The following is a 23,033-nucleotide window of genomic DNA, read 5'->3' on the forward strand; positions in this document are numbered from 1 at the left end:
GGTGGCAGGCGGGCGGGCGAGCGCACGGGTGGCCATGGCGGGCGCGCGTGTGCAGCTTGCTGACTTGAACGTGCCCGACGTGAATCCCATACAGGCCCTGTCCCACCTCCTCCAGGAGGAGCGCGAGCGCCTGGCGCGCCTGTGGGCCAAGCGCCTGCGCGCGGAGACATATGACGTGGAGGTCCCCGGGAGGGACCTGCGCGCTCCGCTGCGCCGGTTGCTGGACGAGCTGGCCCGCCTGCTCAAGGACCGGCCCGACGACGTCGTCCGGCTCTGGCCGGAGGTGGTCCGCCCGCACGGCGCCTTCCGCTACACCCAGAACTTCGACCCCGAGGACCTGACGCGTGAGTTCAAGTCCCTGGAAGAGGTGATTCTCCACGTCTACGCGCGCCGCAACGGTGGCTTCATCGAGTCCCAGGTGGCGGAGCTCGTGGCGGAGCTGGTGTGGGAGGCGGACGCCGCGGCCCAGGCGTCCTATGCGCGCATCCTGAAGACGGAGGAGGTGCGCTTTCGTGAAGCGGCGGTGATGGAGTCGGTGCTCAACCAGGTGGACGTGGGCATCATGCTGGCGGAGGTGGACGGCACCGTCTCCTTCGCTACGCCGCCGGTGAGCCGCCTCATGGGGGTGCCCATGCGCGCGGTGGTGGGGGGGCGGGCGGCGAACACCATCAATCCCGTGCTGACGCAGGTGAACGCGCGCCACCTCACGGGCGAGCCCTTCAAGCTGGCCGACATGCCCTTCCTGCGGGCACTCAAGGAGAAGGGGCCCGTGCGTGGGGTGATGATGGTGGTGGAGCGCCCCGGCGGCGACACCGCGACGCTGGAGCTGAGCGCCACGCCCGTCTGGGAAGAGGAGGGCGAGCTGGCCGGCGCCATCCAGACCTTCACCGACCGCACGGAAGCGGTGAACAAGACGAAGGCACTCCAGAGCGCGCACGGGGAACTGCGCAGACTCCAGGGCCGCCTGCTCCAGCGCACCCGCCAGCAGGCGCTGGGACAGCTCGCCAGTGGCGCGGCGCATGCGCTCAACAACTTCCTCAACGTGCTGCGGCTGCGAATCACCCTGCTGCAACGCGAGTTCAAGCCCGAGCACCTGGAGGCGCTCGACAAGACGGTGCAGCAGATTGGCGAGTTGGTGGCCCGGCTCCAGGAGTTCAACATCCAGCGTACCCAGGAGCAGCCCACCGACGTCCCGGTGGACCAGACGGTGCGGGAGGCGCTGGAGCTGGCGCGCGGCGAGCTGGAGCAGCGCGAGCACCCGGTGTACGTGGACCTGGACCTGGGCGATGTCGGCAACGTGCGCGCGGATACGGGCTTCTTCCGCGAACTGGTGGTGAACCTGCTGCTCGTCTCGCGCGACCGGATGGAGGCCGGAGGCCGGCTGCACGTCTCCACGCGCGCGGAAGGCTCCTCGTGGCTGACGCTGCGCATCGAGGACGAGGGCACGCCCTACGCGCCCGATGAGCTGGCGCGGCTGTTCGACCCGCTGCGCCGGGACGCGAGCGCGCCGCAGTTGTCCCTGTTCCTGGCGGTGGCGCGGGCACAGGTGGAGCGCTGGGGCGGCGAGCTGACGGCGGAGGTTCCGGCCTCGGGTACGGGCACGGCCTTCGTGGTGCGCCTGCCCCGCGTGCATGAAGGCGCCGTGTCCACCGCGCCACGTCCGGAGCCGTCGCGCGCGGAGGTGATGCGGCCGGCGGGGCCCCGGCGCTTCCAGCAGACGCGCAGCGTGCTGGTGGTGGATGACGACCTCGACAACGCGCGGATGATGGCGGAGGTGCTGGGCGAGGAAGGCTACGAGGTCCAGGTGGCCCACAGCCCCGCGGTGGCGCTGGGGATGTGGGACCGGCGCCGCTACGACGCCGCGCTGCTGGACGCGGTGATGCCGGAGATGAGCGGCTGGGAGCTGGCGCGCGAGCTGCGCAAGAAGACCCCTCAGGCGCTGCTGGCCATCGTCACCGGCATGGACGTGCGCGGACAGAACCGCTCCAACCTCGCGCTGGTGGACGCCGTGTTCCGCAAGCCCATCGACGTGGGCGCGCTGGATGACTTCCTGGGGCAGTCCGACACCGCCGCTTCCGAGAACGGTGCGTCGACCACGGGTTCCGCGCCACCCGCCTGAGCGCAGCGGACAGGACGACGTGGGGTCTCAGCCGGGCCGGTAGCTCGCGGCGTTACACTTTCCACTCAAAGTGTTGCGGCACGCGTCACACCGCGAAGCCCATTCCGCCGGGCGGGGCCCGTGTCCGAGGGGAGCGGGTGCTTCCCCAGTGCAATCTCCCTGTCTGGTTAGAACTGCGAGTGTGGCTCGTCGCTTGCTCCAGGACCGCGGGCCCGCCGGTGCCCGCGGTCCTGATTCGGGCGTCCACCCCCGGTGGTTGCCACTCCCAAGAGGTGCTGCGTGAGATTCAATCTGAGAGGCCTGTTGCTGGCCGGAATGATGCTGGCCGGCGGCGGTGCCATGGCGGAAGAGAGCGCGGTCTGCGAAGGCCGTACGTCACAACCTCCCCTGCAGCGGGATGCCCAGGGGCGCGTGAAGGTGGGTGAGGACGTCGTCGCCACCTTCAAGTCACGTCAGCCCAGCGCGCGTCCGGAGGGTGTTCGCGCCAAGGCCGAGCTGGCCTGGACGGACCGCGTCAGCAGCCCGGGTGCCACGTACATCGCGCCGCACTTCAGCCAGTTCGCGCTCGCGTCGGGGGACTACGTCATCGTCCGCGCGCCGGACGGCTCGCGTGAGTACCGCTACGAGGGCTTCGGCAAGGGCGAGGGCAACGCGCCGGTGAGGGGCGGCTTCTGGAGTGGTCACATCTCCGGTGACGTCGCCATCGTCGAGTTGTGGAGCACGGGCGGCCAAGCGAAGTCCGGCTACACCATCGACCGGTTCGCTCGTGGCTTCGCCAACCTGGCGGCGCTGGGCGAGGACCTGGACAACAAGGCCCTCTGCGGTCCGGACGACTCGCGCAACGCGCGCTGCTACCAGACATCGGACCCGCGTCAGTACAAGCACTCGCGCGCGGTGGCCCGTCTGCTCATCAACGGCAGCGGGGCCTGCACGGGCTGGCTCGTGGGCAACCAGGGCCACGTGATGACCAACGAGCACTGCATCGCCAACACCTCGGACGCGCTCAACACCGACTTCGAGTTCATGGCCGAGGGCGGCGCCTGTACCTCCGCTTGCAACAGTTGGTTCGGCTGTCCGGGCACGGTGGTGGCCACGAGCTCCACGCTCATCGCCGTGGACGCGCCCCGGGACTACGCCCTGGTGCGGCTGCCCACCAACCCCACGGCCACCTACGGCTACCTCCAACTGCGCAACACCACCGCGTTCGTGGATGAGCGCATCTACATTCCCCAGCACCCCGCCGCCTGGGGCAAGCACATCGCCCGCAACTCCACGCACGCGTCGGACGCCTCGGGCTTCGCGGAAATCTTCGCCCTCAACCGGCCCGCGTGCTCGCCGGGTGGCCCGCTGGACATCGGCTACTACGCGGACACCCAGGGTGGCTCGTCCGGCTCTCCCGTCATCGCCAACTCCGACCACCGCGTCGTCGCGCTGCACCACTGCGCCAACTGCCCCAACCGTGGCGTGCCCATCACCTCCATCATCTCCCACCTGGGTTCCCTGTTGCCTCAGTGCGCGCTGCGCAGCGCCACCTGCCCGGACCCGTATGACGTCTGGATGCGCGACACCTGGTCCGACACCGGCCTGGAGCCGGACCCCGCCACCGCGGGCCAGGACATGTGGGCCAGCCCGTACATCTGGATTCGCCGCAACCCGGACGGCGTCGCCAACCCGCACGTCCACCAGAACCCCGAGTTGGGCGCGACGAACTACGCCTACGTGAAGCTGCACGGCGGGCCCCGTCCGGGCGCCACGGGGCGCCTCAAGCTGTACTACGCCAACGCCTCCACCGGCCTGGCCTGGCCCACGGACTGGACGCAGTTCGGTGACGTCGCCGTCAACGGCTTCACACCCGACACGCACATCGTCCAGGCGCCGTGGAGCAGCCTGCCCGGCGAGGGCCACTACTGCCTGGTGGCGCGCTGGGAGTCCGCATCCGACCCCATGTCGTTCACCGAGACGACGGACATCGACACCAACGTGCGTCAGAACAACAACATCATCTGGCGCAACGTGAACATCGTGGACCTGGAGTCCGGCAGCGAGGAGGTCCACTTCATCGTGCGCAACGTGCACGAGGGAATCCGGGCGCTGCGGCTGGCGGTGCGGGTGCCGGAAACGGACCGGCAGCGGCCCTTCCCGGGGAATGGCGGCCGTGTCGTCGTGCGTCTGCCGGACGAGCTGTTCAAGCGCTGGGTGGAGGCGGGCGGCAAGGCCGAGGGCATGAAGATGCTGCGCGAGGGCGAGTTCGAGGTCGTGTCTCCGGAAGGGGGCGTGTTCCACGAGCTGCCGCTGGGCTTCCGCGAGGAGCACCAGTTGCGGATGTTCTTCGAGCGCTCGGCGGATGCCACGCCGGAGCCCTACCACCTGGAGGTCGTGCAATTCGACCAGGACAAGCCTGAGCGTGAGAGCCTGGGCGGCATCGGCTACGACATCTACACCCACGGCGAGCCGAAGCCGAAGCAGTAGCCGTCGCTTCGTCTGACGCGGCTTCGCTCGCGTGCCTTCCTGGCGCGGGCGGAGCCGTGACGTGTTTGCATCCGTCCGTCGCCGTGCTTTGTCTGGTCTCCGGCGCGGCGCTTCCCGCCGCGTCCTTTCCCGGAGGCAGTGCGTGCGGGTGGATGACCTTTGCCTGGTGCTGGTGTCCTCGCTGTTGCGGGAGGACCGTGCCCGGTGGCCTCAGCGGCTCGAGGCGCTGGAAGAGGAACTGGGCGCGTCCTGGGCGCTGCGGCGGCTCGAGGTGCCGAGAGCGTACTCCCTGGGTGTGCGGCTCCTGGATGGGCGTGAGCTCCCGCTCGCCACGTGGCTCGACTCGTTCGAGGAAGGTGGGGTGCACTCCGTTCGCGTGGTGGACCTCGGCGCGTCCTCGACCGAGGCGCTTCCCGCGCACATCGCCGCCGCGTTCGCCAACTCGGGAGGCGTGGTGCTGGAGGTGACTTCGGGTGGGGCGTCCTCGCTCTTCCTCCTGCGAATGCACTCCAGCCGCCCGCACCTGCTCACCGCGCGGCAACTCGTGGACTTCGCCCGTGCGCAGTCGCACGCGGACCGCGTCTTCGAGGCCTGGGCGGAGTCCATCTCCGAGAACAACCAGCTCAACGACCGGCCCGCGGTGCCGGCCTCGGAGGTGCCGGACTACCTGGCCTCGCCGGACGGGTTCGTGCACTACGACTTGCGCGGCGGTGACCTGGTGGAGGAACTCCAGGCCACCCTTCGCCGTCACGGCGCGGACGTGACGATTCCAGACGCGCTCCGGGCCTGCTTCTACACCAGCGACCCGGACGCACTGTTTCGCGAGATGCTGTCTCCCGAGCAGCAGGCGGAGTTCGTCCCGTCGGAGGAGCAGCTCCTCCTCACCGACACCACCACGCCCCAGCAGTTCGCTGACCTGGTGGCCGCGCAGCCCTTCGCCGTGGATGCCTGGACGCGCATCGCCCGGGACCAGAACTCGTTCCTGGCGGAGGGGGAGTCACCCGTGACGGCGGAGGGTTTCGAGGCCCGTCTCCGGACGATGGCGCCGGATGGGCTCCAGTCGATGCTGACCGGCAACCTGATGCTGGCGTTGCAGCAGGCGGCCCGGGTCCATGGCGCGGAGTTGGTCATCCCCGAGTCCTTGCGCGGATGCGTCCGGCCTGCGTTCTCTCGGGGAGAGGACCCGGGGTGGATTCCGGGCAAGGAATTGCTGCGCCTGCAGTCCAATCCCGACGTGTACCAGATGTACCTGTTCCACGAACTGGCGGCCGGGCCCGCGCCCGTGGCCGAGGGGCCGTCCTGGGACGAGGCGCGGCGTGGCTTCACGAAGGCATTGCGGGAGGCAGTTGCCTTCTCGGCCGCGCAGGGCTCGAACTTCGCGGATGCGTTCAAGCTGGCGCTGTTCGCGCTCGAAGGGCAGGCGCCGCGCTACGACGAACTGTCACCGGAGCGGGTGCCGGATTACCTGGAGGCGGTGAAGGCCGCGGGCTTCGACGGGCGGCCGGTGCAGGTCTTCGAGGACAGGTTGGGCTCGTTGGGACTGTTCCAGTCGCTGGGGATGTCCGAGGAGAAGCTGCGTGGACTGCTCGCCTACCTGCTGTCCGATGTATTTGGCGGCATGGGCTCGTGGAACGACCAGTACTTCGAGACGCCCGAGGCGCAGCAGCAATACGATGCGGTGTCAGCGCGGCTGTTCAGCGAGCGGAGTGCGTTCTTCGTGGCCACGCTCAACGCGCGTTGAGGCGGAAGGTGTGATGGTGGGCACGGCAGCCGGGCCCTGGCTGCCTGTCCCTCCCTTGTGGCGCTGGATGACGGTGTCCACCTCTGAGGGAGGAGGAGACACCACCATGTCACGCAAGACGATGGACTGCCGGAAGGCGCCCAGTGACACCCACTGCACGCTGACGATTTCGGGCGAGGAGGACGAGGTATTCCAGGCGGCCATCTCGCACGCGGTCTCCGCGCACGGCCACGAGGACTCCGGTGAGCTGCGCGAGATGGTTCGCGGCATGCTCGAGGACGAGGCGCCCGAGGCCAGCATGGGCCAGCCCATGTCGATGCAGGAGCCGCAGCAGCCGAGCAGGCACTGAAGGCCGCGCCTGTCAGTGTGTGGGCAGCTCGCGGAACGAGACTCCGTCCAGTTCCAGGCGGCGCACCGTTTCCATGAACCGCTCGGTGCCGACAATCATCGTGGCGAAGTTGCCCACCCGGAACAGGTCCACGTCCACCGGGAGCGAGGCCGCGTCGAGGATGGGCTCGTCGGGTCGACGGAACCCGAGGCGTCCGCAAGTGGCGCACCGAGGGGGCAGGTCAGGAGGCATGCAGTCCGCGTGCAGTTGGCCACGCGGGTCGAGCTGAAGCTCCAGGAGCTCGGGGGCGTCCTTCTGCCGGAACCGCAGCTCTGTTCGCGCGCCGAGCAGCCCGCGGATGCCTTCCTCCCGAAGTCGCTCCAGTTCTTCGTGGCGAATCAGCAACAGACTGCTGCCCAGCCATGCGAAGGAACCGAACCGCCCGGAGGCGGTTCCCACCAACGGGCCGAACGTCGTCCCCGGGGGAAGCAGGGCACCTGGTGGTGCCAGGGGCCGTACCAGCTCCCGGAGCCGTGAGAACTCGGTGAATGGCTCAGGCCTGGCTTTCAAGAAGGCGCTCTGCTCGGGCAGGACGGACAAATCAACGGCGGGATACTGATGTCCTGAGCTGGCCCAGGTTTCACCGCAGCCCGGGCATCCCGCGAGGCCGGGCAGCCCCCACTTGTGCGCGGCGTTGAGGCTGCCGTTGGTGTGGGCTTGCACCGTCGAGTCTTCGCGCAGCCAGAAGAAACGCGTCATTCGTCCTCATGCTCCAGGGCGAGAATAGTAGGGCTGGATGGGACCGCCCATGAGCTCAAAGCGGTGAATCAGCTCCCCTGCGTGTCTGAAAATCTCGGTTGGGGTCGCACCCTCGTTCGCGTCTTTGAACTCACGCCAGGCCCTGTTCCACTCGCCGCCCCCTTCGCCGCCCCGGTGAATCCGCTGATGGACGTGGCGTGGAATGGGCATCGTGTAGTCGTGGATTTTCACTCCCTGCCGTTCGAACCAGCGGGCGAGGTCCTCTGCCTGCGGGAAGATGTGGTGTTTCTCCCAGCGCCCAGGTGTGAGTCGAGGTGGCGCTGAGAAGAAGCGCTCAGGGGCGCCATTCCAGTTGGGGAACACCATGACGGCGCCCCGAGGCAGGTGCTGTCCTCCGCCCCGGTTCCTCCGGGGGCCTCTGCCGGGAGCCGCGACCGCCGCGGGCGGGCGAGCCGGTGGGAAGCGCGCGAACTCCACCGCGCCATCCAGGTCCTGACACCGGTAGAAGCCACAGGCGTCTCCCATGCACAAGAGCGAGACGCACTGGTCCTCATCTGGCGTGGCGCACGCCTCCTCGGCGCCGTTCCATGCTTGCTGAGTGGACGCCTGTGGAGCCGACGCGCAGCCTGCCCACGGTGCCGTGAGCAGCAGTAGCCAGAGTGACAGGAGTGTTCGCATGGTTTGGGGAACCTATCGTCCAGCGCCGAGATGGTCGTTAGAGTCCCGCCAGTGAGTGCCCCCCTGGACCTGGAGCGCGTCCGCCGCAAGGTGGAGGCGGGTGAGATTCTGAGCGACGCGGAGCTGGCCCTGCTCCGTGCCGAGGCGCAGCGTGGCACCGGCTCCGCCTTGCGCTTGGCCCTGGCGCACGCCCTCATCAACGCGGGCGCTGAACGTGAGGCGCTGCCCCTGCTGGAGACCTTGCGGCGGGACTTCCCACGCGACCTGCCTGTGCGGCTGGGACTGGCGCGGGCCCTGCTCGGACTGGAGCGCCACGGCGACGCGGAGCGGCTGCTGACCGAGGTCCTGGCCCAATCGCCAGGAGACCCGGAGGTGCTCAAGGTGCTCGCGGTGCTGGGACTGCGGCGCGGTGAAGCGGACAAGGCGCGTGCCTATGTCGCGGATGCGCTGGCTCGCGACCCCTTCGACGCCGAGGCACGGCTGCTGAAGGAGGAACTGGAGTCCGTGGACCTGCCGCCTCCGTCCGTTCCCCAGGAGCAGGTGCTGCGCCCGGAGTTCACCGCCGCGCTCACCGCCGCGCTGGGCCGCGCACGGGTGGCGTTCCGACGGCAGGGGAAGGACCTGCTCGTGAAGCTCGCCACGGGCGGTGTTGGACGCGTGGACGTGGGCTCGCTGTACGCGGCCTACCAGGAGTCCCCGGGCACGCAGGGGCTCACTGCCTACGCGGATGCGCTGGCGGCGCGGCTCGGCGGGTTGTCTTCGGGCCTGAGCGCGGAGGTCGCGGCGTTGGAAGCGCGGCTGCGCCCGGTGCTGCGCCCAGCGGACTTCGCGGCGCGCGCCGTGGGCGCCTTGCACCGGCCCGGTCCCGCGGGTCTGGAAGTCTTCTACGTGCTGGAGGACGCGGAGTTCGTACGCTACCTGCCCGAAGCCGCACTGGCCCCCGCGGGACTCACGCCGGAGTCGGCGGACGCGGCGGCATGGCGCAACCTCGCCTCGCGTCTGGCTCCGGTGCGGCCCGTGCTCGTCGACCAGGGGGAAGTCCGGCTGGCGGAGGCCTTCTCCGGACTCTGGGCCGTGGCGGAGGGGGACGGCCATGACGCCGCGCGGCTGCTCCTGCCTTCGCAGCGCGAGGAGCTGGCACTGCTCGCCGGAGAGGGCCCCCTGCGCGTGGCCCTCGGACGGCGTGAGCTGGTGCTGGTCTGCCGCGAGTCGGATGCCGCCGCGTGCGAGGCCCTGGCGCGACTCATGCCCTCGCCGGATGGAATCCCGGGCACCTTCCGCCTGACGGAAGAGGGCCTGTCCGCGGTGTGAGGCGGTTTCAGCCCGCCGTGCCCGCGGGCAGGTGGTCCACGAACAGCACCTCACGGTAGCCCAGCGTGAGCAGCAGCGCCCGCAGCGAACGCTCCGCTGACTCCCGCGCCCGCCGCTGGAGTTTCCCGTTCGAGCGGACCTCCTGCTCGAAGGCGAGGCGGGCCTTCTCCAGCAACTGCGCCGTCTGCTCGCTGTCCAGGTTGGAGTCGATGACCTCCGTCTCGCCAGGACGCAGCTCCACCTTCACCTCCATGGGCGGCAGCATCACGTAGACGCGCGTGCCCGTCACCTGGAGATGAGAGCGGTCGAAGCGCTGGAAGTCGAAGCCCAGGTGCGCGTTCGCGAAGACGATGGCGCGGCCATGCGGATTCTGGAGCGCGTAACGCGCCCAGTTCAGCACGTCCTTCCAGAGCGCATCCGTGGCCTGGGGCTCCGGCGTGAAGGTCACCTTCTTGTAGAGCGAGACCTCCAGCGTCTCCAGCCGGGCCACGTCCCGCATCTGCTGCACGACGGACGGCGTGTCCGGCAGCGACGGCGATGCGGGCTTCATCAACACCCAGGCCCCCAGCGCGCCGAGCGCGGCGCCCAGGACGACGGTGAGGACTCGCGAGAGGTGCGCCATGGGCCCCAGTGTACCTCCCCGCGCAGGCGCTTCCGGCGAGCTCATATCGAAGGCGCCAGCAGGACGACCGAGTAACCCACGGCCGTCCGTGCTCCAGGATTCTCGTACGAGTGCTTCTGGTCCCCCCGGAAGACGACCACGTCCCCGGGCTGGAGGTGGAAGCGCTCCCCACTGGCGACGAGCACCAGCTCCCCCGACTCACACGCCAGGTACTCCCGGGTGCCGGGGGTGTGCGGAACGCCGGTGATGCGCACCTGCGGCGGCAGCTCCACGCGGTCGAACTCCATGCCCGGCAGCGGGTCCGGCAGCAGCTTGCGCAGCATTCCGCCACCACGCGTCCGGACGGGCAGGGTGGCGCGCGGGTAGTGCCGGGCACTGGCGCGGGGCTTCGCAATCAGCTCCTCCAGCGACACCTGGAGCGCGGCGGCCACGCGGTGCAGCACGGACAGGGTCGGGTTGGCCGCGCCGGACTCCAGATGGGCCCAGGTGGCGCGCGGCACGCCCGCCAGCCGGGACAACTGCGCCTGTGTGGCGCCTCGCGTTTCGCGCAGGGAACGGATGTTGCGGGCCAGTCTGCCGGGCAGGTCATCGTCGTTCATGGATTGGCAATCTGCCAAGCCCTTGGACCACATGCCAACGCAATGGCGAGCGGCGTGTATCTCCCGTCGCAAGGAGAACGCACGAATGATTCGCATCGACAAGAGCATCCTGATTACGGGCGCGAGCCGGGGACTGGGGCTTGCGCTGATGAATGGATTGGCTCGCCGAGGCGCGCGGGTGGTGGGCGTGGCGCGTCATGCCGCGGAGATGGGGGCCGTCGCGGAGGCGCTGCGCTGGGAGGGGTTGGAGGCGCACGCGCTGGCCTGCGACGTGGGGGACAAGGAGGCCATCTACCCGATGGTGGGCGCGGCCACCGCGCTGGTGGGCCCGCTGGACGTGCTGGTCCACAACGCGAGCACGCTGGGGCCCACACCGCTGCCGCTGCTGCTGGACACCGCCTGCGAGGACCTGCAGCGCGTGCTGGAGGTCAACGTGGTGGGCCCCTTCCGCCTCACCAAGGCGGTGGCCGGGAACATGTCGGTGCGAGGCAAGGGGCTGGTCATGCACATCACCTCGGATGCGGCGGTGTCCGCCTATCCCCGCTGGGGCGCATACGGCGTGTCCAAGGCCGCGCTGGAACACCTGGGGCGCGTCTGGGCCGCGGAGCTGGAGGGCACGGGCGTGCGCTTCGTCTCGGTGGACCCCGGGGAGATGGACACGCGGATGTACCGTGACGCGGTGCCGGACGGGGATTACTCCCAGTTGAGCCGGCCGGAAGCGGTGGCGGCCCGGCTGGTGGAGTGGGTGGCGTGGCAGTCGGAGTCGGTGCCCTCGGGCGCCCGCCTGGAGGCGGCGAAGCTGGAGGCCGCATGAAGCCCGCGCGCTGGCCCGCGGACCGCCCCGAGGAGGGACGCCTGCTGCATGTGGAGCCGCGCGCCCGCCGCTATCGCGACACCCGCGTGGCGGACCTCCCGTCGCTGCTGCGCGCCGGGGACCTGCTGGTGGTGAACGACGCCGCCACGCTGCCCGCGTCCCTGGTGGGGCGAACGGAGTCCGGAGAACGAATCGAGCTGCGCCTGTTGTCACGCGAGCCGGACGGCACCTGGACAGGGGTGCTCTTCGGCGCGGGGGACTGGCGAAGGCGCACGGAGGACCGGCCACCGCCGCCGGTGCTGGCCGTGGGCGCGGGGCTCGTGGTGGGAGGCCTGAAGGCGCTGGTGGTGGCGGTGCTGCCACCGTCTCCCCGGTTGCTGCGTGTGGCCTTCGACGCGACGGGGGCGGCGCTCTGGTCCGGGCTCTACCGGAGCGGGCGTCCGGTGCAGTATGCGTACCTGGAGGCGCCGCTGTCGCTGTGGCATGTGCAGACGGCGTATGGCGCGCGGCCCTGGTCCGTGGAGGCGCCCTCCGCGGGGCTGCCCCTCACCTGGAGCGTGCTGCTGACGCTGCGCAAGCAGGGCGTGCGGCTGGCCTCGCTCACCCACGCGGCGGGGCTGTCCTCCACGGGAGACGCGGCGCTGGACGCGGCGTTGCCTTGGCCCGAGCGTTCCGACATTCCCGCCGCCACGGTGGAGGCCGTCCTGCACACGCGGGCCTCCGGGGGGCGGGTGGTGGCGGTGGGCACCACCGTGGTGCGGGCCCTGGAGGGCCGCGCGGCGCGGCACGGCGGCTGGTTGGTGGCGGGGGAGGAGGTGACGGACCTGCTGCTGGGGCCGGGCTTCGTCCCTCGGCTGGTGCACGGGCTGTTCACCGGCGTGCACGAGCCAGGGAGTCGCCACCACGCGTTGCTTCAGGCCTTCGCGCCGCTGCCGCTGCTCCAGGAGGTGGCCGCGCACGCGGAGGCGCGCGGCTACCTGGGGCACGAGTTCGGAGACTCGTGCCTGCTGCTGGACGCGTGAGCGGTGTGGGCCTCGGGGCCCTACTGGAGCTGCGTGGGCTCCAGCTCCACCTTCACCCAGCCGGGCTTGCGCGCGTCGAAGTTGCGGTACGCGTCAATGGCGCTGCCCATGGGCTCCACATGGGACAGGATGGCCGTGGGGTCCACCACGCCAGTGCGCACCAGCTCCAGCAGCTTGGGGATGTACTTGCGGTGGTTGCAGTTGCCCATCTTCATCGTGAGGTTCTTGTTCATCGCCATGCCGATGGGGAACGTGCGCACCTGCGCCGGGTAGACGCCGATGATGGACAGGGTGCCGGCCTTGGCCAGTCCCTCCACGGCCCACATCAGGGCCTGCGCGGGCGCGTCGCCGGGCACCCAGTTGTCACCCTTGGGATTCGTCTTCGGGGCGGCTTCCTTCACCTCGCGCTTGAACTCGGCCTTCTCCTGGTGGGCCTTCTTCGCCGCGGGGCCGTGGTGCGGATGCATGGCGTCCACGCCCACCGCGTCGATGGCGCGGTCCACGCCAATGCCGTTGGTGAGGCGCTTGAGCGTCTCGAGCGGGTCTTCCTCCTCGAAGTTGATGACCTCGGCGCCCTGGGCCCGCGCCAGGTCCAGCCGGTCCTCGTGGCAGTCGATGGCGAAGACGCGGCCGGCGCCCAGCAGCTTCGCGCTGACGATGGCGAAGAGGCCCACGGGGCCGCAGCCGAACACCGCCACGGTGTCACCGGGTTTGATTTCCGCCAGCTCCGCGCCCATGTAGCCGGTGGGGAAGATGTCGGAGATGAGGATGGCCTGCTCGTCGCTGACGCCCTCGGGAATGCGCACCAGGCCCACGTTCGCGAAGGGCACCCGCACCTTCTCCGCCTGCATGCCGTGGAAGGGCCCCGTCTCCTGGGGACCGCCGAAGAAGGCCGTGCCCGCGCTGGGGCCGTTGGGGTTGGCGTCGTTGCACTGTGCGTGGTACCCGGCGCGGCAGTACGAGCAGTTGCCGCAGGCGATGGTGGACGGGATGACCACCCGGTCGCCGATGTTGAGGTTGCGGACGTCATCGCCCAGCGCCTCGATGACGCCCACGCCTTCGTGGCCCAGGATGGTGCCCGGCTTCATGCCCGGCATGGTGCCGCGAATCATGTGGAGGTCCGTGCCGCAGATGGCGCTCGCCGTCAGGCGGACGATGGCATCCGTCGACTTCTCGATTCGCGGCTCCTCCACGTCGTCGAGCCGGATGTCCCCAATCCCATGGAAAACGACAGCCTTCATTGCGCGCGCTCCTGCCCCCTCGGGGCCCCAAGACGAAAAGGGCCTGCGCGGACGCAGACCCGCGTGACTTGGAGCCTGGGCATCGCCCCGGGTGAGGGCAAAGCGAGCGCCGCCCCCTCTTCTGCTCGGCGGCCGGGGGAGCGGGGGCTAGCGGCCGCTGGATGCGTGGTGGACGTGGAAGGTGAGCCGCTTGCCGAAGACGCGGCGGAAGTTCAGGACCTCGCGGTCCGCGTTCCACAGCTCCAGGTCCACGGGGTGCCGGGTGTGCAGGTGCAGCGCCACGCCATCGCGGCCGTTGGTGGCCTTGAAGTCCTTGATGGGCTGGTGGTGGCTGACGTCCAGCGAGTTGGCCACGCGCAGCAAGGTGGCCAGCTTGCGCACCGTCCGTGCCTCGGCCGGATTGAGGCCCGCCATGCCGGCGTGGGTCAGCTCCGGCGGGCTGCGCCGGTGGTAGCGGGCGACGCGGGCCACCAGCTCGCGCTCGCGGTCGGCGAGGCCCGGCAGGTCGGCGTGGCGGATGAGGTAGTACGTGTGCTTGTGGTGCCGCTCGTAGCTGACGGCGTGGCCCACGTCGTGGAGGAGGGCGGCGACCTCCAGGTGGGAGCGCACCGACAGCGGCAACTGGTGCAGGGCGGCCAGGTTGTCGAACAGGGTGAGTGACAGCCGGGCGACCTGGCGGGCGTGCTTCTCGTCGAAGTAGAAGCGCTTGCCCAGGGCCAGGGCGGCGTCCGCGAGGCTGTGGTCCTCGCGGTGCTCATCCTGCCGGTAGAGCAGGTCCACGAGGATGCCGTCGCGAAGGCCGCGGTTGACGACGCTGACGGACTCGACGCCCAGGTGCCTGGCCACGCCTTCCAGGATGACAGCGCCGGAGACGATGATGTCAGCGCGGCGCGGGTCGAAGCGCTTGCGGCGGCGCTCGGGAGGCATCTGCGCCAGGGTGTCCACCGTCTGCGTGAGCTGTCGGACGGTGGCGTTGCCGCTGTTCTCCGCGGCGGCGAAGGACACCACGGCGTTGATGGTTCCGGACGAGCCCAGCGCCACACGGGGGACGTTGGGCACCGTGGGGGGCAGCGTCTTTTGCAGCACGTCCGAGACGAAGCTGCGCATGAGGCGCAGTTGCTTGGGCGGCACGGTGCGCGAGGCGTCGAAGACCTCGGTGAGGCGCACGGAGCCCAGCGCGAGGCTCCAAAGGTTGTCGGGCTTCTCGCCCATGGCGGTGACGATTTCGGTGCTGCCGCCGCCGATGTCGATGAGGAGCGAGCGCGTCTGGGACGGCTTGCGGTGGAGCACGCCCAGGCAGATGAGGCGGGCCTCTTCCTTTCCGCTGACGACCTCCAGGTTGAGGCCGGCCTCCTCGCGCACGCGGCGGACGATGTCGGCGCTGTTCTTGGCCTCGCGCATGGCACTGGTGGCCACGGCGCGCACCTGGGCCTTGTGGCGGCGGCAGAGGGCGGCGTAGCGGCGCAGGGTGGCCAGCAGGCGCTCGGCCGTCTCCTCCGGCATGGAGCCGGTGGCGAAGACGCCCTCTCCCGGGCGGATGGCGTCGCGCTCCTGGTGCATGGTTTCGAGCGCGCCGTCGGCGTCTGGCCGTGCCAGCTCCAGACGGACGGCGTTGGTGCCCACGTCAATGGCGGCGAGTACGGGCGGAGGGGGGCGAGAAGGCATGGGTGGTTCTCGCCGGAGTCTACGGGGCTCCGGTGGTAATCGCAGCGGGAACCGCACCGGCAGGTTGGCCCCTCGCTTCAGTGCGTGACAGCCCTGTATCAGTTGCTCAGTCGAGGAAGCGGCGTTCCCAGCGGCGCGCTGCCTCGGGTGTGAGTCCCAGGATGGATTCGCCCTCTCCCCACAGCGTCCATGGTTCCAGGATACGAGCCAGCTCCCGGTAGCTGGACAGTGACTCGCCGTGCTCGCTGTCACCTGTCGCGGGCGCGTCGCCCAGCGTGACAACGGCGCTTGTCGCCTCCATCGTCTGCACGGTGGTGCTGGGAGCGTTGATACGGGAGCGGAGTTGGGCGGCCCCTCCAAGTTGGCTCAGCACGGGGGCTCCCAAGAATGTCAGCCAGGAGGGGCCTCGAACGCGCGTGCCAATGTGAAGGGACGTCATGCCGAGCCTGAGGACATCCAGCCCCGGATAGCGAAGGCAGTCGCGACGCACTTGCCGGATGTTGGCCGCTACGTCGAGGGAGCCGTTGAAGGCCAGGCCTGCGTTGCCCGAGGAAAAGGGGAGGGGGGCGGCAAGCGCCATCAGCAGCTCCCGGGTCTGCCGTGGACCGTGCCGTTCCAGGTACTCGGTTGGAAGCCAGAACGACACGGCGCTGACTTCACCGAGACCGCTCACGGAGGTTACGTCGACGCGTTCACGTCCCAGATAGTCAAAGCGGAAGGACGCCTCTGGGGATGCGTCGGAAAGATGGACGTTGGCCCATGGCTCCTCCTGCATCCCACGATGAACCTCCGCCCAGCCCTGCGAGTCCAGGAGGTGCCACTCTCCATCTTCGCCCTCGTATGAGGTCAGAGCGCGTGGGCCCACGGTCCGCTGGTAGACCTCCAGGGCTTGCAGCACCGCGGTTGCCACGGCGGAATGGGCATGGGGGAGGTAGAAGCTCGCACTGAGCCCCGTGGACACGCCCGGCGTATCGTCTCGGTCCTGAGGTTGGAGCCTTGGAGGGCGTGCGTTCATGGCAGGGTTCCCAGGCGGGGTGTGACTTGGAGCGGGGCCTGCTTTGGCTTCAGGGCCCGTTGGTACATCGCATCCTGTTGCTGGCCCTCGTGGGGATGTCCTTTGGGGTATCGAGGCCAGTTCGACGGGCGGTTGGGCGTCACGCAGGGAAACTTGAAGTCGTAGATGGCCAGGACCTGCATCTCCGACCCGGTATGGATGACGACGTCCGGGACAAGCGTTCCCTTCAATTCACTGCCCCGCCCATGTCTCAGCAGTGCGCGCACGTCCTCTTCCCGCATGGGTTCCCATCTGCCTGAGTCCGGGTTGTAGCGATAGCGTGGTTCGAGGCGATAACCTCCTGGACGGAGTTCGCTCAGCCATTTGTGTGCGCACGGGAGTGCGACTTTGTGCATCTCGGTGCCCAGTTGCATCGCGAGCGTAACGGGGCGCCCCTGCGCGTCCACCGTGACCTCCGAGCGGCATTCTTCCGGAGTCGGGCTCCTGCCGTTGAACAACGCAATGAGCACGGTCGAACGCGCGTCGTCGACGCAGGCTTCCAGGGCCTCTTCAATGGCATCCCGCTCCTCCGCCTTCAGCAGTCGCAGCGCCGCGTCGCCCGCGGTTCCAATGGAGGCCGCCACCCGCAGGGCCCGGGTGCCAGGGAGGACGGCCTCCTCGCCCGCCATTCGCGCGCACACCGCCGGATTCTGCCGGCACGCGCTGGTCGCTGAGTCGAAGCCGTAGCGCTCCGGGCGCGCCGCGCAACCGGCGACCAGGCCACTGACCACCAGCGTCATCCACGTACGTCGCGGCATGTCCCCTCCCATGCAGGGCCATGGAGGCCACGCACACACGGGGATACGCTACCGCTTCCGCCGCCGGCCCATGAAGCTGGCGAAGCGCTCCGCGAGGCGGGCGACGGCCAGCCCCACGATGTCCAGCAGCCACTGCTGGAGTCCGGAGCGCGCGCAGTCCTCCAGGTACACCCGCCGCGAGCCGCGCAGGTGCTTGTCGAGCCACCGCTGCGCCTGCGCCGCCACGCCGGGTTCCTCCACCTCCACCAGCGTCTCCAGGTTCACCAGCGACAGCGGGTCCAGATTGAAGCTCCCCACCAGCAGCTTCTTTCCGTCCACCAGCGCCGCCTTCGCGTGCAGCGTGGAGTCGGTCCACTCGTGGATGCTCACCCCGGCGCGCAGGAAGTCGCGGTACAGCCGCATGGTCGCAGCGCGCGCGAACACCACGTCGCTGCGCCCGGCCAGCATCAGCCGCACCGTCACGCCTCGCCGCGAGGCGCGCTTGAGCGCCCGCATGAAGCCCTTGTCCGGCAGGAAGTACGCGTGCGCCAGCACCACCTCGTGCTCCGCGCCGTCAATCGCCTGGAGGTACCGCTTGCGCAGCCGGTGCCCACCCGCGAAGCCGGACAGGAACAGCTTCACCGCGCCCGACTCCAGCGCGGAGGCCCCCGCGTGCAGCGTGGCCCCCAGCTGCCGGCAGATGTCACCTCGCAGCTCCAGCGCCAGGTCGGCCCAGCCGGGCTGGTCCCCATTCGCCGCGTACGCGTCCCCGATGTTGATGCCTCCCAGGAACGCCACCGAGTCATCGACGAGGAGAATCTTCCGGTGGTTGCGCCAGGAGCGGCCGGTGCACAGGGAGGTGAGCGGGTTGTACACGCGCACCTTCGCCCCTGCGGCCTCCAGCGTCTGCTTGAGGTGCCGGCTGGCGCCAATGCTGCCCCAGCCGTCCACCACCACCTTCACCGCGACGCCCCGGTGCGCCGCGGCCACCAGCGCTTCGAGGAACCTCGCGCCAATGCCATCCCGCTCGAAGGTGTAGACCTCCAGGTGCACCCGCACCTGCGCGGTGGCAATGGCCTCCAGCATCCGCGGGTACGCCTCCGTCCCGCCGTCGAGCAGGGTGACGCGCTCCTCACGGACCTCGTTGAGGGGAAGGCGGAGACCAGGAGCGGTCACCGGCGGCAGTGAGGCTTCGGCGCGCATGAGCGCCTTCCACCCTACCGCTCCAAGCGTCTCGACGGGACAGCCTCACCGTGACATGGGAGCCGTCCCGCCACGAGCCGTCATCGCCCGTCGTGCTTCCGCGCGCCCTTGCCCTTGCCCTTGTGCTTGCACTCAGTGCCGTCCCAGTACTGGCTCGGGTGGCAGTGCTTGCTGCTCCGCTTGGACTTCTTCGACTTGGGCGGACGCGAGTCGTAGTGGTGATGGTGGAAGCAGCCACTGAAGGTGAAGAGCGCGAGAACGGGGAGGAGGAGACGGGCTTTCATCGTGCGGGGCCAGGACATGAATGCTCGGACCCGGCCCGGAGGCGCGCGGCCACATCCTCCCATCGACGCTGTGCGCTTGCTTCGATAGCCTGCGCGCCGTGCCCCCTGCTGCGAAGCCCGTTCGTCATCGGAAGATTGGTGCCTACCGCGTACTCGGAGAGCTGGGACGTGGTGGCATGGCCCTGGTGTACCGAGGCCTGCACGAGATGTTGCAGCGCGAAGTCGCCATCAAGGAACTGCTCCCGGATGGCCAGCGCGACAGGGAGACGTTGTCGCGTTTCCGGCGCGAGGCGCTCGCGCTCGCGGCCTTCCGTCACCAGAACATCGTGACGCTCTACGACATGGTGGAGAAGGGTGAGAGCCTCTTCATGGTGATGGAGCTGGTGGACGGCCCCACCCTCCACACGCTCATCAAGGAAGGCCCGCTGCCCGCGGATGTCACCGGCGTCATCGCCGCGCGCATCGCCAGCGCGCTGGACCACGCGCACTTCCGCCACATCATCCACCGCGACCTCAAGCCCGCCAACGTCATGCTCACCAAGTCCGGTGAGGTGAAGTTGATGGACTTCGGCATCGCCAAGGACGTGGGCATGGAGGCGCTCACCCAGCAGGGCATGGCGGTGGGAACGCCGTCGTACATGTCCCCGGAGCAGGTGACGGGCGTGCCGGTGGATGGCCGCACCGACATCTTCTCGCTCGGCGTGCTGCTCTACGAAGCCCTCTCCGGCGCGCGGCCCTTCCACGGCAAGACGGCGGGCGAGGTCTTCGCGAAGATTCGCGACGGCAAGTACACGCCGCTCTCCAAGGTGGCGCCCAACGTCCCCGCGCCGCTGGTGCGCATCATCCAGCGCGCCATGGAGGTGAAGCCGGAGGACCGCTTCCCCGACGCCGCCGCCATGCGCCGTGAACTGGACGTCTTCCTCGCGCAGGAGGTGCAGGTGTCCCACGCGGCGCTGCTGGTGGCCTTCCTGCGCCACCGTCAGAAGCTGACGGAGACGGAGGCCCAGCAGCTCATGCGGCCGCACGAACTGGACGCCGCGGTGGAGGTGTTCGACACGGGGCGCTCCCGCCAGGGCGGGAAGCTGCGGTGGGCCCTGGCCGCCGCCATCGCGTTGATGACGGCGGCGGGCACCGGGCTCTACTTCACCCAGGCCCAGTGGGCGCCGCTGGTGGAGCAGCTCACCCGCTGAGGCCGGCGGGTGGCTCAGGCCTGCTGCTTGGACTTGTCGTGCGTGACGGTGACGATGGTTCCGATGCCGCCGCGCACGAAGAAGTCGCCCACCACGGTGAGCTTGCGCGGCTGGATGGCCTTGATGATGTCGTCCGCGATGGTGTTGGTGACCTTCTCGTGGAAGGCCCCCTCATTGCGGTACGCCCACATGTAGAGCTTGAGGCTCTTGAGCTCGATGCAGCTCTGGTCCGGCACGTAGGTGATTTTGAAACGTGCGAAGTCCGGCTGACCGGTGAGCGGGCAGAGACAGGTGAACTCCGGGACGTCGAACACGATTTCGTAGTCGCGATCGGCGGCGGGGTTGGGGAAGGTCTGAAGTTCCTTGGACGGCTGCGAGGGCATGGCGCTGTCGTCTACCACACCAACGCCGCGTGTCATCCCTCCCTTCGATGTCCGCCTGCCAACGCGCCCGGCGTCCAGCAGGGGGGAATCCTGGGGGGGGGCCGGTTGCCGCTCGGGCGGAGGCCCATAATCAAGGGGAGCCTCTTCCCCCTGCCCGAGCACATGCCGCTTCCCTCCGACGTCGAAGATGCATTCTCGTGCCTGCCGCTGGCGCTGGTTCGCGTCGGTCCGGACCTGCGCGTGCAGTGGTGCGAGGAAGGATTCGCCCACAAGACGGGCGTGGCGCTGCACGCCGGTGGCGACCTGCGGGACGCCCTGGAGCGCACCCGGAGTCTGGACGCCCTGGAGCGCGCCATCCGGGACGGTGCGTCCCATACCGGCCACGTCATCACCCGCGCGCTGCGTCAGGTCCGGGTGCAGGTGAAGCCCGCCTCGGCGGGCGAGGCAGCGGGCGTCTGGTTGGTGGTGGAGCCCTCGGGCGTGGACGACGAGGGGGCCTTCTCCCAGGCGGTGCAGGAGATTGCCCGTTCGGTGGGGGAGACGCTGGAGGTGGACAGCGTCTGCGCCGCCGCCGTGGTGGCCCTGGTCCGCTGCGCGCACGTGCGCCGCGCCGAGGTCTTTCTCTGCGAAGAGGAGGGCGGGAGCCTGCGCCGGGTGGCGGTGTCGGACCTGGCCGGCTCGGAGTCCCCCGAGGCGACCTTCGACTCCCAGTCGGACCCGTTCCGGCAGGCGCTGGCGCTGCGTCAGGCGCAGTTGGGCATCCAGCGGGGCTATGGGGATTCCATGGGCTCCATTTTCGCCGCTGTGCCGCTGTGCGCGCCGCGCCGGACGGTGGGCCTGCTGCTGCTCTACAAGGAACAGGGCACGTCCTTCTCTGTGCGGGAGCTGGACTTGTGGAGCGCCGCGGCGAACCAGTTGGCGGTGGCTGTGGAGAACGCGCGCCTGCTGCGCGAGGCCAAGGCGGCGCTCCAGGTGCGCGAGGAGTTCATCTCCATCGCCAGCCACGAGCTGAAGACGCCGCTCACGCCGCTGAAGCTGGGCCTCTTCACCATGGAGCGGCGCCTGTCGTCGGGCCAGCCGGTGGACCTGGCCACGGTGCTCAAGTCCAAGCGGCAGGTGGATCGGCTGGTGGGGCTGGTGGATGACCTGCTGGACGCGTCGCGCCTGGACGCGGGGAGGCTGGCACTGGACCTGGCGCCGCTGGAGGTGGGGCAACTGGTGGCGGAGGTGGTGGACCACTTCCGCGCGGCCTTCGAGCGGCCCTTCGCCGTGGAAGTGCCCCGTGAGCGCGTCTGGGTGCGCGGGGACAGGGACAGGCTGGAGCAGGTGCTGGTGAACCTGCTGGAGAACGCGCACAAGTACAGCGCGCCGGAAGAGCCCATCGTCGTGACGGTGGAGCGCTCCCAGGGCGAGGCGCGCATCCACGTCCAGGACCACGGCATCGGCATCCCGGGCGCGGACCAGTCGCAGGTGTTCCAGCGCTTCTATCGGGCGCGCAACGTGTCGCACCGCCACTTCGGCGGACTGGGGCTGGGCCTCTTCATCAGCCACTCCATCGCCCGGCTTCACGGCGGCGCGCTGTCGATGCGCAGCGCGGAAGGGAAGGGCAGCACCTTCTCGCTGAGCCTGCCTCGCATGGCGCCGCACGACGTGAGGCGGCTGCCCCACCGGCTGTTGCTGCTGGACGAGGACCAGACCCAGGAGGCCGCGGCGGAGCAGGTGCTGCTCTCCGAGGGCTTCGAGGTGCTGACGGCGCGCGACGGCGCCGAGGCGCTGCGGCGAGCCACGCACCTGCCGGTGGACCTCATCGTCCTGTCCACCAGCGCCACGCAGGGACAGACGAGCGTCTTCCTGGAGACCTTCGCCACGCTGCCGCGCGCGCGGCCGGTGCCCATCCTGCTGGCTGGGGATGAGCGCCCCTGGTGGGCGCATGAGGGCACGTCGTTGTGTACGCGCCCCTACAGGCCCGAGGACCTGGTGACCCGGGTGCGCAACGCGCTCTCCGTGGAGCGGCGGTCCACGGCCGAGGCGCCGCTGGACCTGCTCAGCTCCCGGACGTGAGCACGCGGAAGTCCACCGGGACGATTCCCGCCCGGGCCAGGACCTCGCGCGCCTGGGGGTGGAGGAAGGTCTCCAGTTCGACCTCTCGCTGGGCCGCGTAGCCGCTCTTCAGCGTCTCCGGCCGGTAGCCCGGGTGGCACATCAGCTCGATGACGCCGTCCTGGGGCAGGGCGGCGAGCTCCGAGGCGAAGCGCTCCAGCGTCCAATACGCCTCCGCGCCCGCATCCCCGACGAAGTGCGCGTTGGTGGCGACGCCCTGGGCCCGCAGCGTGCGCCGCATCTCCGCGTTGATGGAGCGCACCGGGACTCCCACGCTTCGCGCCGCCCGGGCCAGGCCCTCCAGGACCCCCGCGTGCAGGTGCAGGTGCTTGTGCACGTCCACATGCGTGGCCGGCAGGCCCAGCAGGCCCGCGAGCCGTGCGAGCTGGGCGAAGGACTCCGCCTCCACCGCGTCCGCCGGCAGGCTGCCCGCGCGCGCCTCCACGAAGCCGCCGTCCTCGCCGAGCAACTCGCGCGGGAAGCCGCTCCACACGGGCGCGCCCCGGGCGAGGTTGAGGTGCAGGCCGATGGAGAGGCCCCGGGCTTCGCGCGCGGCGGCCTCGGAGAAGGGCGTGTTCACCATGAAGGTGGCCGACGAGACGACGCCCTCGCGCATGGAGCGGAGGATGCCGCGCGTGACGGCCGGGTCGTAGCCCAGGTCGTCGGCGTTGATGATGAGGGCGCGTGACGGCATGGCGGGGTTCTCCTCGCGGT

The 23,033-nt window shown here is 69.9% G+C and carries 21 protein-coding genes; 9 read left to right on the forward strand and 12 right to left on the reverse strand.

Annotated features, from left to right (window positions below; genetic code table 11):
- Position 1: 1 nt before the first annotated feature.
- The 4 genes from FMQ63_RS26405 (at position 2) to FMQ63_RS26420 (ending at position 6,678) form a co-directional block, all read left to right on the forward strand.
- Positions 2-2,119 (forward strand): response regulator, encoded by a 2,118-nt coding sequence (locus FMQ63_RS26405; RefSeq protein WP_228556500.1) that lies wholly within the window; start codon positions 2-4, stop codon positions 2,117-2,119.
- Between the two features lie 279 nt (positions 2,120-2,398).
- On the forward strand, positions 2,399-4,588 hold the full coding sequence (locus FMQ63_RS26410) for a serine protease (RefSeq protein WP_225909542.1): 2,190 nt from the start codon (positions 2,399-2,401) through the stop codon (positions 4,586-4,588).
- A 148-nt stretch (positions 4,589-4,736) separates the two neighbouring features.
- Positions 4,737-6,329, forward strand: a complete 1,593-nt coding sequence (locus FMQ63_RS26415) for a hypothetical protein (RefSeq protein WP_225909541.1) — start codon at positions 4,737-4,739, stop codon at positions 6,327-6,329.
- Between the two features lie 106 nt (positions 6,330-6,435).
- The gene (locus FMQ63_RS26420; RefSeq protein ID WP_020478033.1) at positions 6,436-6,678 is read left to right on the forward strand and encodes a DUF1059 domain-containing protein; all 243 of its coding nucleotides are present in this window, start codon (positions 6,436-6,438) and stop codon (positions 6,676-6,678) included.
- Between the two features lie 12 nt (positions 6,679-6,690).
- Here FMQ63_RS26420 and FMQ63_RS26425 read toward each other — a convergent pair whose 3' ends face one another.
- Together FMQ63_RS26425 and FMQ63_RS26430 are read right to left on the reverse strand one after the other, a co-directional pair.
- Positions 6,691-7,416, reverse strand: coding sequence for a double-CXXCG motif protein (locus tag FMQ63_RS26425; protein ID WP_011556264.1), 726 nt, complete (start codon positions 7,414-7,416; stop codon positions 6,691-6,693).
- Positions 7,417-7,422: 6 nt separating this feature from the next.
- A complete protein-coding gene (locus FMQ63_RS26430; protein WP_011556263.1) occupies positions 7,423-8,094 on the reverse strand; it encodes a TIGR02269 family lipoprotein in 672 nt (223 codons plus the stop codon).
- Positions 8,095-8,124: 30 nt separating this feature from the next.
- Between FMQ63_RS26430 and FMQ63_RS26435 the strand changes: the two genes are divergently transcribed.
- Positions 8,125-9,405, forward strand: a complete 1,281-nt coding sequence (locus FMQ63_RS26435) for a tetratricopeptide repeat protein (RefSeq protein ID WP_225909540.1) — start codon at positions 8,125-8,127, stop codon at positions 9,403-9,405.
- Between the two features lie 7 nt (positions 9,406-9,412).
- On the opposite strand, the gene FMQ63_RS26440 is transcribed toward FMQ63_RS26435, so the two are convergent.
- Positions 9,413-10,027, reverse strand: a complete 615-nt coding sequence (locus FMQ63_RS26440) for a DUF4230 domain-containing protein (protein WP_026113842.1) — start codon at positions 10,025-10,027, stop codon at positions 9,413-9,415.
- 41 nt (positions 10,028-10,068) lie between these two features.
- Complete coding sequence (locus tag FMQ63_RS26445) at positions 10,069-10,626, reverse strand: helix-turn-helix domain-containing protein (protein ID WP_011556259.1); 558 nt, start codon at positions 10,624-10,626, stop codon at positions 10,069-10,071.
- 85 nt (positions 10,627-10,711) lie between these two features.
- On the opposite strand from FMQ63_RS26445, the gene FMQ63_RS26450 reads away from it, so the two are divergent.
- Together FMQ63_RS26450 and FMQ63_RS26455 are read left to right on the forward strand one after the other, a co-directional pair.
- Positions 10,712-11,440, forward strand: coding sequence for an SDR family oxidoreductase (locus FMQ63_RS26450; RefSeq protein WP_011556258.1), 729 nt, complete (start codon positions 10,712-10,714; stop codon positions 11,438-11,440).
- On the forward strand, positions 11,437-12,462 hold the full coding sequence (locus FMQ63_RS26455) for an S-adenosylmethionine:tRNA ribosyltransferase-isomerase (protein WP_026113841.1): 1,026 nt from the start codon (positions 11,437-11,439) through the stop codon (positions 12,460-12,462). Before FMQ63_RS26450 ends, FMQ63_RS26455 begins: the two co-directional genes overlap by 4 nt.
- A 20-nt stretch (positions 12,463-12,482) precedes the next feature.
- Here the strand turns inward: FMQ63_RS26455 and FMQ63_RS26460 are convergent, their stop codons facing one another.
- The 6 genes from FMQ63_RS26460 to FMQ63_RS26485 form a co-directional block, all read right to left on the reverse strand.
- Complete coding sequence (locus FMQ63_RS26460; protein WP_011556256.1) at positions 12,483-13,703, reverse strand: zinc-dependent alcohol dehydrogenase; 1,221 nt, start codon at positions 13,701-13,703, stop codon at positions 12,483-12,485.
- A 147-nt stretch (positions 13,704-13,850) separates the two neighbouring features.
- Positions 13,851-15,368, reverse strand: coding sequence for a Ppx/GppA phosphatase family protein (locus FMQ63_RS26465; RefSeq protein ID WP_011556255.1), 1,518 nt, complete (start codon positions 15,366-15,368; stop codon positions 13,851-13,853).
- A gap of 106 nt (positions 15,369-15,474) precedes the next feature.
- Positions 15,475-16,383 carry a type VI immunity family protein gene (locus FMQ63_RS26470; protein ID WP_011556254.1) on the reverse strand — a complete coding sequence of 303 codons (909 nt, stop codon included), beginning with the start codon at positions 16,381-16,383 and terminating at the stop codon, positions 15,475-15,477.
- Positions 16,380-17,180, reverse strand: a complete 801-nt coding sequence (locus FMQ63_RS26475; RefSeq protein ID WP_225909538.1) for a hypothetical protein — start codon at positions 17,178-17,180, stop codon at positions 16,380-16,382. The genes FMQ63_RS26470 and FMQ63_RS26475 overlap by 4 nt, the downstream gene beginning before the upstream one ends.
- A gap of 48 nt (positions 17,181-17,228) precedes the next feature.
- The gene (locus FMQ63_RS26480) at positions 17,229-18,362 is read right to left on the reverse strand and encodes a phosphatidylserine/phosphatidylglycerophosphate/cardiolipin synthase family protein (RefSeq protein ID WP_011556252.1); all 1,134 of its coding nucleotides are present in this window, start codon (positions 18,360-18,362) and stop codon (positions 17,229-17,231) included.
- An 80-nt stretch (positions 18,363-18,442) separates the two neighbouring features.
- Complete coding sequence (locus FMQ63_RS26485) at positions 18,443-18,646, reverse strand: hypothetical protein (RefSeq protein ID WP_225909537.1); 204 nt, start codon at positions 18,644-18,646, stop codon at positions 18,443-18,445.
- 98 nt (positions 18,647-18,744) lie between these two features.
- On the opposite strand from FMQ63_RS26485, the gene FMQ63_RS26490 reads away from it, so the two are divergent.
- The gene (locus FMQ63_RS26490; RefSeq protein WP_074960096.1) at positions 18,745-19,836 is read left to right on the forward strand and encodes a serine/threonine-protein kinase; all 1,092 of its coding nucleotides are present in this window, start codon (positions 18,745-18,747) and stop codon (positions 19,834-19,836) included.
- Between the two features lie 14 nt (positions 19,837-19,850).
- Here the strand turns inward: FMQ63_RS26490 and queF are convergent, their stop codons facing one another.
- Positions 19,851-20,219, reverse strand: a complete 369-nt coding sequence (gene queF / locus FMQ63_RS26495) for a preQ(1) synthase (RefSeq protein ID WP_026113840.1) — start codon at positions 20,217-20,219, stop codon at positions 19,851-19,853.
- A 162-nt stretch (positions 20,220-20,381) separates the two neighbouring features.
- Between queF and FMQ63_RS26500 the strand changes: the two genes are divergently transcribed.
- On the forward strand, positions 20,382-22,280 hold the full coding sequence (locus tag FMQ63_RS26500) for a hybrid sensor histidine kinase/response regulator (protein WP_011556248.1): 1,899 nt from the start codon (positions 20,382-20,384) through the stop codon (positions 22,278-22,280).
- On the opposite strand, the gene FMQ63_RS26505 is transcribed toward FMQ63_RS26500, so the two are convergent.
- On the reverse strand, positions 22,264-23,013 hold the full coding sequence (locus FMQ63_RS26505) for a carbohydrate deacetylase (protein WP_011556247.1): 750 nt from the start codon (positions 23,011-23,013) through the stop codon (positions 22,264-22,266). The two genes, FMQ63_RS26500 and FMQ63_RS26505, sit on opposite strands and share 17 nt — an antisense overlap.
- Positions 23,014-23,033: the final 20 nt, after the last annotated feature.

The organism is Myxococcus sp. CA005, assembly GCF_006518205.1.
In the GTDB taxonomy this organism is placed as follows: Bacteria; Myxococcota; Myxococcia; order Myxococcales; family Myxococcaceae; genus Myxococcus; species Myxococcus xanthus.

Excerpts from the sequence above, each read along its gene's own strand:
- FMQ63_RS26420 (WP_020478033.1), top strand. The coding sequence starts at position 6,436 with ATGTCACGCAAGACGATGGACTGCCGGAAGGCGCCCAGTGACACCCAC.
- FMQ63_RS26425 (WP_011556264.1), bottom strand. The coding sequence starts at position 7,416 with ATGACGCGTTTCTTCTGGCTGCGCGAAGACTCGACGGTGCAAGCCCAC.
- FMQ63_RS26430 (WP_011556263.1), bottom strand. The coding sequence starts at position 8,094 with ATGCGAACACTCCTGTCACTCTGGCTACTGCTGCTCACGGCACCGTGG.
- FMQ63_RS26435 (WP_225909540.1), top strand. The coding sequence starts at position 8,125 with ATGGTCGTTAGAGTCCCGCCAGTGAGTGCCCCCCTGGACCTGGAGCGC.
- FMQ63_RS26440 (WP_026113842.1), bottom strand. The coding sequence starts at position 10,027 with ATGGCGCACCTCTCGCGAGTCCTCACCGTCGTCCTGGGCGCCGCGCTC.
- FMQ63_RS26445 (WP_011556259.1), bottom strand. The coding sequence starts at position 10,626 with ATGAACGACGATGACCTGCCCGGCAGACTGGCCCGCAACATCCGTTCC.
- FMQ63_RS26450 (WP_011556258.1), top strand. The coding sequence starts at position 10,712 with ATGATTCGCATCGACAAGAGCATCCTGATTACGGGCGCGAGCCGGGGA.
- FMQ63_RS26455 (WP_026113841.1), top strand. The coding sequence starts at position 11,437 with ATGAAGCCCGCGCGCTGGCCCGCGGACCGCCCCGAGGAGGGACGCCTG.
- FMQ63_RS26460 (WP_011556256.1), bottom strand. The coding sequence starts at position 13,703 with ATGAAGGCTGTCGTTTTCCATGGGATTGGGGACATCCGGCTCGACGAC.
- FMQ63_RS26465 (WP_011556255.1), bottom strand. The coding sequence starts at position 15,368 with ATGCCTTCTCGCCCCCCTCCGCCCGTACTCGCCGCCATTGACGTGGGC.
- FMQ63_RS26470 (WP_011556254.1), bottom strand. The coding sequence starts at position 16,383 with ATGAACGCACGCCCTCCAAGGCTCCAACCTCAGGACCGAGACGATACG.
- FMQ63_RS26475 (WP_225909538.1), bottom strand. The coding sequence starts at position 17,180 with ATGCCGCGACGTACGTGGATGACGCTGGTGGTCAGTGGCCTGGTCGCC.
- FMQ63_RS26480 (WP_011556252.1), bottom strand. The coding sequence starts at position 18,362 with ATGCGCGCCGAAGCCTCACTGCCGCCGGTGACCGCTCCTGGTCTCCGC.
- FMQ63_RS26485 (WP_225909537.1), bottom strand. The coding sequence starts at position 18,646 with ATGAAAGCCCGTCTCCTCCTCCCCGTTCTCGCGCTCTTCACCTTCAGT.
- queF (WP_026113840.1), bottom strand. The coding sequence starts at position 20,219 with ATGCCCTCGCAGCCGTCCAAGGAACTTCAGACCTTCCCCAACCCCGCC.
- FMQ63_RS26500 (WP_011556248.1), top strand. The coding sequence starts at position 20,382 with ATGCCGCTTCCCTCCGACGTCGAAGATGCATTCTCGTGCCTGCCGCTG.
- FMQ63_RS26505 (WP_011556247.1), bottom strand. The coding sequence starts at position 23,013 with ATGCCGTCACGCGCCCTCATCATCAACGCCGACGACCTGGGCTACGAC.